This is a genomic window from Vreelandella zhanjiangensis DSM 21076, from assembly GCF_000377665.1.
Lineage (GTDB): Bacteria > Pseudomonadota > Gammaproteobacteria > Pseudomonadales > Halomonadaceae > Vreelandella > Vreelandella zhanjiangensis.
The window spans coordinates 564,920-578,106 of sequence record NZ_KB898646.1 but is presented as its reverse complement, the minus strand read 5'-3'; the positions used below and the strand labels follow the sequence as shown (position 1 = coordinate 578,106).

Annotated in this window: 14 protein-coding genes and 1 tRNA gene; 4 read left to right on the top strand and 11 right to left on the bottom strand. The window is 52.5% G+C overall.

What is annotated here, in order from left to right; all coding sequences use genetic code 11:
* Window positions 1-4: 4 nt before the first annotated feature.
* A tRNA-Sec gene (locus tag D467_RS0102510) sits at window positions 5-100 on the top strand.
* Window positions 101-201: 101 nt separating this feature from the next.
* Here D467_RS0102510 and D467_RS0102505 read toward each other — a convergent pair.
* Window positions 202-1,104, bottom strand: coding sequence for a LysR substrate-binding domain-containing protein (locus D467_RS0102505; RefSeq protein ID WP_018915932.1), 903 nt, complete (start codon window positions 1,102-1,104; stop codon window positions 202-204).
* Window positions 1,105-1,221: 117 nt separating this feature from the next.
* On the opposite strand from D467_RS0102505, the gene D467_RS0102500 reads away from it, so the two are divergent.
* Window positions 1,222-1,923 (top strand): FMN-dependent NADH-azoreductase, encoded by a 702-nt coding sequence (locus D467_RS0102500; protein WP_018915931.1) that lies wholly within the window; start codon window positions 1,222-1,224, stop codon window positions 1,921-1,923.
* 140 nt (window positions 1,924-2,063) lie between these two features.
* Here the strand turns inward: D467_RS0102500 and D467_RS0102495 are convergent, their stop codons facing one another.
* The 10 genes from D467_RS0102495 to D467_RS0102445 form a co-directional block, all read right to left on the bottom strand.
* Window positions 2,064-4,007, bottom strand: coding sequence for a M48 family metallopeptidase (locus D467_RS0102495; protein ID WP_018915930.1), 1,944 nt, complete (start codon window positions 4,005-4,007; stop codon window positions 2,064-2,066).
* A gap of 31 nt (window positions 4,008-4,038) precedes the next feature.
* Window positions 4,039-4,632 (bottom strand): LemA family protein, encoded by a 594-nt coding sequence (locus D467_RS0102490; RefSeq protein WP_018915929.1) that lies wholly within the window; start codon window positions 4,630-4,632, stop codon window positions 4,039-4,041.
* Between the two features lie 60 nt (window positions 4,633-4,692).
* Window positions 4,693-5,391: a DUF3592 domain-containing protein gene (locus tag D467_RS0102485; protein ID WP_018915928.1), complete on the bottom strand. Its 699-nt coding sequence runs from the start codon at window positions 5,389-5,391 to the stop codon at window positions 4,693-4,695.
* 132 nt (window positions 5,392-5,523) lie between these two features.
* A complete protein-coding gene (locus tag D467_RS0102480) occupies window positions 5,524-6,831 on the bottom strand; it encodes a DUF945 family protein (protein ID WP_018915927.1) in 1,308 nt (435 codons plus the stop codon).
* A 173-nt stretch (window positions 6,832-7,004) separates the two neighbouring features.
* Complete coding sequence (locus tag D467_RS18965) at window positions 7,005-7,529, bottom strand: MgtC/SapB family protein (RefSeq protein ID WP_018915926.1); 525 nt, start codon at window positions 7,527-7,529, stop codon at window positions 7,005-7,007.
* Window positions 7,530-7,595: 66 nt separating this feature from the next.
* Window positions 7,596-8,081: a VOC family protein gene (locus D467_RS0102465; protein WP_018915925.1), complete on the bottom strand. Its 486-nt coding sequence runs from the start codon at window positions 8,079-8,081 to the stop codon at window positions 7,596-7,598.
* A gap of 104 nt (window positions 8,082-8,185) precedes the next feature.
* The gene (locus D467_RS0102460) at window positions 8,186-8,425 is read right to left on the bottom strand and encodes a hypothetical protein (protein WP_018915924.1); all 240 of its coding nucleotides are present in this window, start codon (window positions 8,423-8,425) and stop codon (window positions 8,186-8,188) included.
* A 13-nt stretch (window positions 8,426-8,438) separates the two neighbouring features.
* Window positions 8,439-9,752, bottom strand: a complete 1,314-nt coding sequence (locus tag D467_RS0102455; protein WP_018915923.1) for a S8 family serine peptidase — start codon at window positions 9,750-9,752, stop codon at window positions 8,439-8,441.
* Window positions 9,753-9,943: 191 nt separating this feature from the next.
* Entirely contained in the window at window positions 9,944-10,345 is a 402-nt protein-coding gene (locus tag D467_RS0102450) for a DUF2784 domain-containing protein (protein ID WP_018915922.1), read from the bottom strand.
* A 147-nt stretch (window positions 10,346-10,492) separates the two neighbouring features.
* A complete protein-coding gene (locus tag D467_RS0102445) occupies window positions 10,493-10,693 on the bottom strand; it encodes a hypothetical protein (protein ID WP_018915921.1) in 201 nt (66 codons plus the stop codon).
* Window positions 10,694-10,990: 297 nt separating this feature from the next.
* Between D467_RS0102445 and D467_RS0102440 the strand changes: the two genes are divergently transcribed.
* Window positions 10,991-12,166: an alpha/beta hydrolase family protein gene (locus tag D467_RS0102440; protein ID WP_018915920.1), complete on the top strand. Its 1,176-nt coding sequence runs from the start codon at window positions 10,991-10,993 to the stop codon at window positions 12,164-12,166.
* 70 nt (window positions 12,167-12,236) lie between these two features.
* Complete coding sequence (gene mepA / locus D467_RS0102435) at window positions 12,237-13,034, top strand: penicillin-insensitive murein endopeptidase (protein WP_026285576.1); 798 nt, start codon at window positions 12,237-12,239, stop codon at window positions 13,032-13,034.
* Window positions 13,035-13,187: the final 153 nt, after the last annotated feature.

Here is a 13,187-nt window from a genome sequence, read left to right as displayed (position 1 = left end):
TCAAGGAAGAGGATCGACCCCCGGTGGGGCGGCCAGACTTCAAATCTGGCAGAGGCTGCCAGCAGTCTTTGGTGGGTTCGACTCCCACGCTCTTCCGCCACACTTTTTGACCCTCGCTACCCCCCGTCTTGCGAGCTATAAACCAGCACAGTGCGTGTCTATTGAAAACCCGAAAAAGATAACGGTATAAATCAAGGATTATCAGTTCGCCGTCGATAGCCTCCCAGGCACTGCCATCACCCAGTCGCGAAGTGCCAGCATCGTCGGATCGTTGCGGCGGCTTTCCGGATAAACCAAAAAGAAGGCGCGGTCTTCAAGCTCGGGGCCAAAAGGTTGTACCAAGCGCCCGTCGGCCAACTCATCTTCGATAAGCTGACGGCTCATCAGCATCACACCTTGACCACCTACTGCCGCTGCAATGGCGTGGCTTTCATCAGAGAACGCAAGCCCTGCGCCGACATCCAAGCCAGGAATCTGGGCGATCTTCTGGTAACCCGGCCAATCCGTAGGCGATATAAATACGCCCTGTGGCCGAAAGTGGATCAGCGGGTATTTTGATGCATCCTTGCCCGCCTGCTGAGCAAGCTGTGGGCTGCAAACCGGAATCAAGGTGGTATCAAACAGCTTCTCGGCAACCAATCCCGGCCAGCGTCCCTCGCCATGGCGAATGGCAAGGTCGGCGGTTATCCCATCGAGCGCAACGGGATCGTGAGAGGCATGAATACGCAGATCAATGTCTGGATGGGATTCGCGCAGTATACAAACCCAGGGCAGCAGCCAGCGTACTGCCATCACCGGCGTGGTCGTAAGTGTAATGCCCCGCCGCTCAGGCATGGCACTCAGGCGTTCAATGGTATTACTGATATTGTCGAAGGAGGATTCAAGTACCTGTTGTAACTCTCGGCCTTGCGGCGTCAATTCAAGCTGCCTGGGTCTGCGTACAAACAGCGCAATACCCAACGCCTCTTCAAGCCCACGAACCTGATGGCTAATGGCGGTGGCGGTAACTGAAAGTTCCAGCGCCGCCTGCTTGGCACTTTCATGGCGAGCAGCCGCTTCAAAAGCGCGAAGTGCCGAAAGCGAAGGTAATCTTCGAGTGCTCATGAATGAACTGTACTCATCTATATCCGCTAGAAATGATCGTTTGTTGCGCTACAAACGTCGTCTTATGCTGAAGCCGTTGTTAAGCATAGATGAGTTCAGCTCAAAAGGAGGCTACCCATGCCGCATATTCTACATATCGACGCCAGCGCCCGCCCCGGTATTGCGGGAACGGATCATCATGGCTCTCACAGCCGTCAACTTTCCCAACACTTTACTAGCCAGTGGCAATTAAGCCGCCCACACGACACATTCACCTATCGAGATATAGGCCAACATCCGCCTTCTTTTGTCAGCCACGACTGGATCGCGTCGGCTTTCACGTCCGAAGAACAGCGCGAGCCCTGGATGAAGGAGACGCTGGCAGAAAGTGACCAGCTAGTCGATGAGCTGATTGCCGCGGATATTCTGGTGATCGGCACGCCGTTATACAATTTCAGCATGCCTGCCGCACTCAAGGCATGGGTCGACCAAATTGTTAGGGCCGAGCGAACAGTCGGTGTTGATAAGACCAACCCACACGAGCGTTACACTCCCAAGCTTACTGATCGAGAAAGGCATGCGGTCATACTCACAGCCAGAGGCGGCATTAATATGGCGCCAGGTGAAGAGATGGCGCATATGAACTATTTGGAACCAAGCCTTGCCCTAGCACTGGAGTTTGTCGGTATTACCCGTATTCACGCCATCGCTATCGAAGGACAGGAAGAAGGTGGAGAGGTATTGGCTAAATCGATTGTGGAGGCGCGGCGCAATGTCGAACGGCTCGTTGATAAACTGCAGCTAGCGCTGAAATCCGCTTCTATGCAAGAACCAGCGTAATGGCACGCTTACCTTAAAAGCCGCGTAAGGAGGTGCGAAAACCATAATTTATGGATATCCGCACCTTCACTAATCCTTAAGGTATTGCTTAGATATACCTTTTCACACTTTGAAAAAAGAACAGAGCAATACTTCGTTAATCACTCTTCAATCAATAGCGGCGGCATGGGGCATTCCAGCATATCGGCGATGACGCGAAACAGCTCGGCCTCTGCGGGTTTTATTTGCTCGCTATGCTCGATACAGCGCGCCATGGCCTGCAGAACAGCAGGCTTTTGCTGAGGCCGTAAGCGGCGCAAGCGACTTACCGCGGGACCCAGCGACTTGATATCCGGGACCTCGCTTTTTGCGCTTAAAGCAAACGGCAGCTCTTTTTCAGCGGCATCCAGCGCGGCGTTTACCTTGTCAGGATCACTCTGCCCTGCTCTGGCCAGCACGTTGAGCAGCAGCTGGCACTCTGGCTGTAGATCGCTCAGCTTACGAACAGCAGCACCACTATCTTTCTTGCCTAGGCCCAAATGATGAACCAGCCAGTGATACAGGGTCCATTCAAACAGGCTAACCTGACTATCCGCATTGATCAGCCCTACCATACATTGGCGAAAATGCGTGGCCTGATCCACCGATAGATTTTTTAATGCAGGCAACGCCAATTCCATGAGCGGCAGGCGAAGCGGGTCTCTAAGCATTAATACCTCACCCGCATGACTCATGACTTCACGATACACATCGGGTAAGGCTACCTGCTGAAGTGATGCCAACTGCTGCTTACGCACCTCAATATCCTGGCTCAGCAACAGCGCGTACATTAATGCGCGCACTGCGTAAGGATCCTGAGTCGCCCGCCTGATCCGCGCCGGTAGCGCATCAAGGGTAGCTTTTGCATTAGCTAAATGGCGCGGGCCGGGCTGGCCCATGGAAGCAATTGCGGCCTGGGCCGAGGCACCGGTCATGGTTGCTGCGCTGGAGTGAACGGAGGGAATGTCTGCAAAACCAACCGCTGACTTATCGCCAGCATTTGCCACATCGCTAACAGCAGGCGCACTGAACGATGCGTTAAACTCGCCGTTCCAGCCTGGCATCACGCGTGTGATGCGTTTGCCTATGGGCGGATGGGTTGCCAATAAACGAGTGAAACCAAGCTTCATGCCCTGGCCAAAAAATAGGTGGCTATATTCGCTCGCTTGGGAGGCCTCGATTCTGGCCCCCTGTGTATGGGAGCCTATCTTGATTAACGCTTGGCCGATGCCGTTGGGGTTACGCGTGTATTGAACGGCAGAGGCATCGGCCAGGTACTCTCGCTGGCGACTAACTGCTGCCTTGATCCAGTTGCCAAAAAACGTGCCCGCATAGCCGATGACGGCCAGGGCAACGCCAAGGGCAAGTACGACGACAGCACCTTTGCCATTTGAATTGTTGCGCCGAACGGATCGCCCACGCGACGTCGTACTGCGCAGCAGGATATAGCCTAACAGGCCGATCAGAAGCACACCGTGAAGTACGCTGATCAAACGCATATTCAAACGCATATCGCCATGCAGGATGTGGCTGAATTCATGGGCAACCACGCCTTGTAGCTCCTCACGGCTAAGGTGATTGATCGCCCCCTGAGTGATCCCGATCACGGCATCGCTGGTATCATATCCCGCGGCGAAGGCGTTGATTCCGGCTTCCTGAAGCAGGTAAACCGGTGGCACCGGCATGCCCGAGGCAATTGCCATCTCTTCCACCACGTTGAGAATACGGCGCTCGTTAGCGTTTTCGGTACCGGGGTTGATTTCTCGTCCGCCCAGCGCCTCGGCCACCACTTTACCGCCGCCGCGACGCAGCTGAGAGCGCTTGAAAAGCCCGCCGAGACCTACTAACGCCACCACGCCAAGCGCAACCACGGCTACCAGTTCTGGGGATAGCGCGGCCAACAGGTTATCCGCGGTCACGCTACCCCTGTCATCTCGCATGAAATGAACGACGATTGCGATCACTACGGTGGTAACCGCTATCAACGTCATTACCGCCGCTATCAATAAAACAACCAGCTGCCCGGTTTTACGCCGAGCATGATCCTGAGCCGTAAAGAAATCCATGCACATCTATCCCTGTAGGTTCACGCAGACCTCAAAATGAAATCTTAGGCGCTGACTGAATCTGGGCGCTGTCCTCGAATTCCAGGAAGGAAGCGTCCTCGCCATGCCCCAACAGGCCAGCCACGGCCACCGGGGGAAAGCTTTGGCGGTAGGTGTTGTATTGCATGACAGAGTCATTGAACGCCTGACGGGCAAAAGCTACTTTGTTTTCGGTGCTGGTAAGCTCTTCTGAAAGCTGCTGCATGTTTTCAGATGCCTTGAGATCTGGATAAGCTTCCATCACCACATTAAGCCGGCCCATCGCCTGGCTTAGCGCACCTTCTGCCCCGCCCAGTTCGGCCATCGCTTTGGCGCTCCCTGGGTTGGCAGCCGCCGCTTTGAGCCCCGCCGCCGCTGAATTGCGCGCCTCAATGACCGACTGCAACGTTTCGCGTTCGTGGCTGAGATACCCTTTAGCGGTTTCGACCAGGTTAGGTATCAAGTCGTGACGGCGCTTTAGCTGCACTTCAATTTGAGCAAAGGCGTTTTGAAAACGGTTTCGTAGTGAGACAAGTCGGTTGTACACACCGATAAGGTAGAACGCGATCACCGCTATTATCGCCACGATAATGATAGTTAAAACCATAATTGAGCCTTCCTGTGGTTAATAAAAAAAGAAACGATAACGTATCACGGCCTGACGGCTTTACTTGGCAAGTTTAGGTAAAAACTCTATATCCATGTGATATTTCTGGGGATCATTCTGCTCAATAAAGACAGCAATCGTATCCGTATTGATATAAGGCGAGGGATCAAACCAGATGTTCTGGCTTTTAAACACATGTACTTGCATGGTAGAGGGATTCAACCACTGCGTTATCACCTGATAAGGATGTTTTCCATTGACCGAAAGTACCGAATTACGCTCAACGCCCTGATATTGGGTATCGATACGCAGCCCGTTATCCTTCAATGCTTTATAACTACGCGTATGCAATCCGGGTACAAAAAAGCCGGCGATACCCGTTAGGAAAAATAAGGCTCCCAATCCGCCTACGATAAGCGGCGCCCCCCATAACGAAAAAAAGCTTTTAAGCTTGGCATCGACTGGGTTACTCGGGTCGTACATAACCTCAACGCGCTGGCCTGGCGAATAGCTGGGCGGGTTACTCCCCGTCGTTGATAGAAACTCTATGGTTGAATTATTCTGGGACGTAAATTGAACAACGGGTCGGTAAGTAATCGAGTCTTCTGAGCGGGATCTTACAAGCTCAATTACCGTACCTTCAGTAGTGACGGCCCCATCAAGAAAACTGCTTGAACTTTGATAAAGATAGAAAGCGGCAATGAGAAGTCCCAGACCCACAATAAGCGTAAGATACTTTACGATGGCAATGACACGCATATTTAGTCCTTTAAATAGAATATATTGGCTCGTTCCTGGTTACTTGGTGTGACTTGTTTACCCGCGCTTCAGCGTCATCAAATTAGCACTACGCCACTCCATATGGCGTAGTGCTTATGATTCGAGTCTTGTTTACATTACCTCTTCACCATTAACAGTCAGGGTACCGTCTTGCCAGATCAGCGTCTGCTCTTCGAAGTCCGGATCGATTAACAGGGCATAAGGCATGGGAATGAGTGAAAGAACCATCTGAGGTGGCGTGGTTATGCTGATGTCCAGGCTCAAGCGATTTTGAAGGTACTCTTGTGCCTCCAGTGTGCTCATCCTATCTTGCGATGCCTGAAGCTGATCGGGTAACGGCAAACGGTTATCCCATAAAGCGCTGTACAGCGCCTCCTTGGAAAGTTCTTCACCATCAAAGCGGATATCCGCCGTAATGCGGGGATTAAAATCGATACCCAGCATAGGCAGCGTAACGTGTGCTTCCAGCGGCTGGAACGCGATTGAGGGGCTCGCAATCAGTACATCATAGCCACTTTCGATAGACTGGATCAGCAGTTCACGCTCTTCCTGCTCATCGCCGCGTACGCCGGTCTCTTCATACTCTGTACGCATGGCTTGCAGCGGTGCATAGGCTTCCTGAAGTGCTTGAAATGCTTGCATATCCCAGCTCTTGGCATCCATATCAAGTGACAGGCTACCCATTGAGGTGCCGTCGGCGCCAATATCGGCCACCTTGAAACGGCCGCCTGAATTGACGATCTGGCTATCACCCACGGATTCAGACTCGGCTTCTAGCTCAACGCCATCCATATAAACATTGATGCCCTGCGCCAAAAACTCAATTTTGGGTATTTCCAGGCGTTGATGTATCAGACTAGACGCTTCCTGGGAGTTGTTTTCAAAGCGCGGCGAAACAATCCGAAATGAGTCATTCTCGTTATTGACGACAATCTCACGCGCCTGACCGTTTACCTTCCAAACCTCTTCACCTTCAAGGTCAAGATCCACTACCAAGTCGTGCAGAGTACCATCGAGCTCAACACCGCTTAACGAACCAGCCGTCAGCTGTCCCGTGACGGAGCTGCGAGTAGCGACCAGATCAACGTCGATATCTCCGCGTAGAAACTGCTCATTGGGGTGAATCGTGCCGGTAATCGGGCTATTGATAATGCCGTGATCCACCATCAGAATTACTTGGGCGTTGGCGTTTTCAATACCTTCCATACCGATCGTTGCCGTCGCCGTTGTCTTGAACAACGATTTATCGATCGTTACATCGCTTGCGTACCAGGAAACGGAATCATCCAGCTGCGCAAAGGTTTTGGTGAGCGCTTTCTCGACCTCATTACCCACTACCGCCTGGGCGCCTAGATATCCTCCTGCCCCGAGTACTACAACGCCAGCAGCAGTTAAAATTAATGTCTTAGTAGCAGGCATGTCAGGATCCTTAATAACAATGATTATTAATTATCCTGTATTTAGAAATAAAAGCCTACTGCTAATTCAGCTTTATGGTAAGCCTCAGGATGCCCAATAATTAATAGTGGCGGGATTAAGAATAATGGCTGGTCATAATGCTTATGAATATTACTTATCTACTTGGTGGCCACTTAATCTCGTTCAATATCAGAACCATTTCCGCCCGGTTTAGGGCGTATATGCTTTTTATGGGTTATTGAGCGCGAAAAGAAAGGCACTACGTAAAGCACTACCCAAGCCAGCAATGTACACAAAACTGCCGTTTGCTCACGCCCGAAGCCAACGGCGACTCCTATTGCCGCCGTAAACCAGATGCCAGCCGCGGTGGTAAGCCCAGTCGCAAACAGGTCGTTCTTCCGGGTGATAATACTGCCCGCACATAGAAAGCCAATTCCGCTAACAACCCCTTGAATGACCCGGCTCATGTCCGCATCAGAAATGCCTGCTTGCTGCGGAATTAATACAAACACCGCCGCCCCCATGCACACAAGCATATGGGTACGTATTCCAGCCGATTTACCACTCTGCTCACGCTCAAGTCCTAACAGGCCACCGAGTAAAGCAGCCATCAACAACCTAATGATAACAATGATAAATTCACTCAGGTCATTAAAATCAGAAAATTCAGAAATAACGATCGTGCGAACTAACTCCATTGTTTTGACCCTGTACTCAACGCATTGTTATTGGGTAGCTTGTTGCGAATATATCGACGATCTACTTCAACCGTGAAGTGCCGCTTCGATGGTGGCAATATCGATTTTCCGCATTTTCATCATCGCTTCAAACGCGCGCTTTGCAGCGGCGGGGTCCGGGTCGGTAATCGCGTTAATCAGCGCGGCAGGCGTTATTTGCCAGGACAATCCCCATTTGTCTTTACACCAGCCGCACGCGCTTTCCTGCCCGCCATTTCCCACTATCGCGTTCCAATAGCGATCCGTTTCATCTTGATCACTGGTTGAGACCTGAAAAGAAAACGCCTCGCTATGGGTAAATTCAGGCCCACCGTTAAGCCCAAGGCATGGAATGCTCAGCACGGTAAACTCGACGGTTAACACATCCCCTTGCTTACCGGATGGAAAGTCTCCCGGTGCGCGGTGAACAGCACTGACGAACGAATCAGGAAAGGTATCTGCATAAAAGCGCGCGGCGTCTTCTGCGCCACCATCGTACCAAAGACAAACCGTATTCTTTGCTGGCGTTGCCATGACACTTCTCCAATGAAAACGAAACAGCCGATTATAGGTATGGCCTTTCAATGCGACGCACCTGAGCTTCTTTCACGGCTTCTTTCAAGATAAGCATTGAGCAATTACCAGGTTCTATCAGCACCGGGTGGGCCTATATCGAGTTGCATATCCGGAGCGATATCCACCACCCCTTTGACCTTTTTAAGCCGCTCAGCAGTAACATCATCTGCCGACCCGGTAATGCACCCAATCTCCTCAAGCACATCTCTAATGGTGAGCCCTTCATCGCTAAGGCGCGAGGCTATTTCATTGATCGATTGATCTTCAGAAATAGTAATTATCCAAAGCGCTATCGTCGGCATTGATCATCCTCATTTAGGGTGCTTGTACCAACCCGGCCCCGACGCGGGAATCGGAGGACGGTAAGGGCTTTGCAGAATCCAGTAACCGCTGCCAGAGCTTCATACCCCGCAGCGAGGCATCGGACTCTGCCCAGAGTGCGGCGCAGCCTGCAACGTGGGGCGTCGCCATGCTGGTTCCGCTAATCGTTTTATGATGTACCGGCCGGGGCCAGGATGAAAAAATATCGCCCCCAGGCGCGGCAATTTCGATTTTGCCTGCGTTAGAAAAGCTTGAGGGCTTCAAGTTAGCGTCGATCGATGCAACCGACATGATAGTAGGTGAGTTGGCAGGCGCTCCGGTGTGGGTAGAGGAGTTTCCTGCAGCGGCAATAATCAGGCAGTCTTTACGCAGTGCCGCCGCACCAGCGTGGGTGTAGGCGGCTTGCACGGGGCTTTGGCTACCCAGCGACATCGAGATGACTTCGCAGCGATTGGCGATGGCCCAATTCATGCCGGCAAGCACCCCCGCCCCTGTACTGCTACCCGAGTTGGTGAGCACCTTGCCAACGAGTACCTGCGAATCGAATGCGATACCGTAGCGCGGCGCGCTTTCAAGAGGCATTTTGGGACCACAGGCCGTGCCGATACAGTGCGTACCATGACCATTGATATCCTGAACCGGCTCACCGGCGAATGAGCGGGTAATAAACTCTCTGCCCACAAAGTCAGGATGGCCAAGATCCATGCCGGTATCCAGCACAGCCACTTTAATGCCAGCCCCACTCCATCGGCTCTGTAAAACGTTGCATTGAATCACCCCCCATGTCGCCTCAAGCTCGCCAGGCTCAAGCTTGTCTTTGGTTTCATCCAGGTCAAAATCAGCGCCAAGATCACGAGCAATCGTACTTGCGGCGCGCAAAAAACCGCGTAGGTACTCTGAATTTTCCGAGAAGGCAAAATACTCGGGCTCAATAATTTCTATGGGGCTATCCGCCGAGATAGGGTCTTTAATACTCATCCCATGCAGCTGTAAGGCATCACCGCCAACCAGCGCAACTCCAAGCTCCGGAAACACCATCGCCTCCGCATCACCAGCTTCTTCCAAACTGACGGCTTGGTCAGCAAAGTCACGCGCGTCGGCCACCCGAAAGTTTTGAGCCTTGAGCGACTTGATCCCCTCTTCCACTCGTCCTTCACGATAACTGATCAGAAAGCGCCCGGTTTCAAGACAGCAACTTCCGCGCTCCAATGCTGCCAACAAGAGTTTTTCAGTGCCACACGAAATCGAAGCATTTGCCCCGCGTTCGCCAGAAGACGTACTGCTGCTACCTTGAGGTTTTTTAGCCATCCCAGGCCCCTTTTCAGCTGAGCGTTAAACCATTGTTTTCAGCTTAACGTACCTATTGATCTTCGCCAGATTGATTTCAAACTGTTAGGGCGGTTCAAACAAAAAGTGGTTAACGACAGCGAGAATAAAAAGTCAGGGGAAGTTGAGTTAGCAGAAATAAAGCCAAGCCAAAATAAGCATCCGAAGGCGTGTCAGCGAACGCGTCGGTTGGGCCGCACAACCAACCAGCTGGCAGCTACCAGGCTGCCGAACAGCGTATATACTACAACGAATACCCACTCTGGAGCGGTGTAGTAAAGCAGGTGCTGCAACCAGTGCTGAATGAAAGAGCCAGCATAGGTTGCTGTACCAGCCTCTGCTCTCAAGGCCATTTCCCACGTGGTGAGTGGGCAAACGACGCCCAACCAGGACTGCATCACCACATACCCGATCGCGGACAAATGTAAGATACGAAACGTTTTGTTGCGCACCCACTGCCACCTTAAAAAATAGCCCGCATAAATAGCCAGCAACCCGAAGACGACAAAGACAACGAACAGCACATGAACGACTAATATCGTGTCGGCCAGGAATAAAAGTAATGAAGGGGGCATATCCCTCCTGAATCATTAAGCGCTTGTGGTAAAAATGATCGTAGAGCGATCAAAGTATTAAGTCGATGTGACCTAGCGAACTGGCAAGACCAGGCCTATACGAAAGTAGCTTACACACGGTTATGCTGGATTCAAAATTGGTGCAAATTAGTTTTCTGCAAGGGCGTTTTCGCGCGCCTCATCTAAACGCCGCACCAGTTCTGCAACGGTAATATCCTCAAGGTCGCGAGGGGTTTCAAATGACACCGAAAGGTTCGCTTGCTTATCTTCATTTATGTACCTGCCCTCTACAAAACCACCATGACTCAAGACGTTGACGGAGAAGTCGGCCAGTTTCCAGTCGCTCATCAGTGGCTCCAAACGAATGAATTGAATATTCAATATAGTAGCAGAGTCATGACTAACGCATTCATGGGCATCTCATAGACATCTCATGGGCATGCAAACACTGCGTTGGTCCTTGAGATGGCATTTGAGATGGTACTTGGAACGGTCTTCAGGCAGGCCAACCCCTACGCTTTCGACTACCTTGTTAGCAAAGCACTGAATACGTGTTTTCCAAACAACAAAACGCCGTGATCCCAGTGTCATGAATATCAAGGGCGACGGGAGAAGAGAATAAAGACCTATCAAGGAGATGTCGTCATGGAGATAAACACAACCATTTCACCTTGTTACCCATTGGCATTCACTGGCCATTTGCCCAGGCGCCATCGCTGCCAAGCGCCGCTGGCATTGACGCTTGGCATAACGATGATGGGCACGTCTTACTCTGTTGCCGCTCAGGAACAGCCAGAGCCGGGAAGCCTGGCGGGAGCTGAAGACCCTATTGAGGTGACGCTCGAACATCCAAGCGAGCATCTTCTGGTCAGCGACTTCCCTGGCACTTCCAGGGATGCCGATCTGGCCGTTTGGCAGGAATATATTCCCGACATTCAAGATATCGAGATCACGTCTTCAGCTGATGAAGCCAGTCAGCCGGCTCTCTACTATGACTCCGACTCTGACGAAGAGAAGCCTCTATTGATAGTGCTGCACAGCTGGAGCACCCATTACCTGCAGAACATCGATATTCCGTTAGGTGAGTTCGCCGTAGCCAATGATTGGGTCTTCATACACCCAGACTTCCGTGGCGAGAATGATGGACGCCCCGAGTCGACGGCTTCCGATCTGGTTATATCTGATATGCAAGATGCGCTTGAGTATGCGCGTGACAATGCCAACATCGACGAGTCGAGGATCTATCTACTCGGCTACTCTGGCGGCGCCATGAATGCGCTGCATTTTGCCAGTCGTCACCCGGAGGTATTTGCAGGTGTGGCTGCATGGGTGCCTGTCTATGACCTGGTGACCTGGTATCAATGGAATGCCGAACGCGGCGAGGAGTACGCCGAGGAGATAGCCAGTGCTTGCGGAGGAGAGCCTACTGAAGGTAGCGAAGCCAGGAAAGAATGTATCCAGCGCAGTGTCAGTGCCCACCTTCCTGATGTGGCGGGAGAGGTTCGAGTGCTCCTGGCTCACGGTATAAATGATAATACCGTGCCGCCTGAACAGGCATTGCACGCCTTTAACGACCTGGCCTCCGAAGAGGACCGGATCTCGCAGGATCACATCGATCAGCTTGAAGAGAACCGCGAAGTGCCTGAGGAACTGGCCGAGCGTTCAACTCATGGCGAGCGCGATTTCAAGGGTTTCGATGATGCCGATGCAGCAGTACTGCTCTATCTGCAGTCGGGCCCTGCCGAGCTTGTGCTCTTTGATGGCGAGCATGAAATGCTTTACCGCCCAGGGCTTGAGTGGCTTGCTCGCCAACAACGCTGATTGAGAACACATCAATGACAAGGATGCTTTAGCTATGCTTTATTTTCGCTCTCTACGACGCAGGTCAAGCATGAAAGCAAGGCTATCTGCCCTTGCCGCCGCCTGTGGCTTTTGGAGTATCAGCGCCATCGCGGCGGATGATTGGGCGGATATCGCCGAGCCTTTGCCCGGCGAACCGCGCATCATGGGTCATCATGGCGGCGGCTGTATAGTCGGGGCTGAGCAGCTTCCCCTTGAGGGGGAAGGTTACCAGGCGGTGGATCTGGACCTCAATCGCCACTACGGGCATCCGGATCTGATCAATTATATCCAGGTGCTCGGAGAGCGTGTCAGTGCAGCTGGCTTCGGCCCTATGTTGGTGGGTGACATGTCTCAGCCACGTGGTGGCCCAGTGCCGTATGGGCATGTGAGCCATCAGAGTGGGCTAGACGTGGATATCTGGTTCCGGCTCGACCTGCCACCGTTGGAACGCAGCGAGCGCGAAAGGCTCGAACAGCCGATTTTAGTCGACCCTGCCACCAATCAGCTTGACGAGCGTTGGGGTGACAATCACGCCACGCTGATTCGACTTGCTGCGGAGGATCCGCGGGTAGCGCGCATCTTCGTGGATGGAGCGGTCAAGCACGACCTGTGTGAGCGAGAATGGGACGACCGCTCGTGGTTGCGTCGGATCCGCCCCTGGCACTCGCATGATGAACACCTGCATGTTCGACTGCGCTGCCCACCGGGTGCCACCGAGTGTGTTGATCAGCCGGAACCACCAGCAGGCGAAGGTTGCCATGTATTTCCGCCAACACCACGTCCTGAGGTGTATCCGAGCCCAGGACGTACCGTTCCACAGGCTTGCGCGGCTGTATTGAACCCGTAGACCTGGCAGCTCCTTACCCCGTCTAGTTGATGACGAACACAGACTGTTTTTTCACGCGACCATGCAGGCACTATAAACTGGCCATGAACTGGCTATGAACGGCTTTATTGCATCGTTCATAGCCATCCTTCTTATTGAAGCGACTCTTATCAT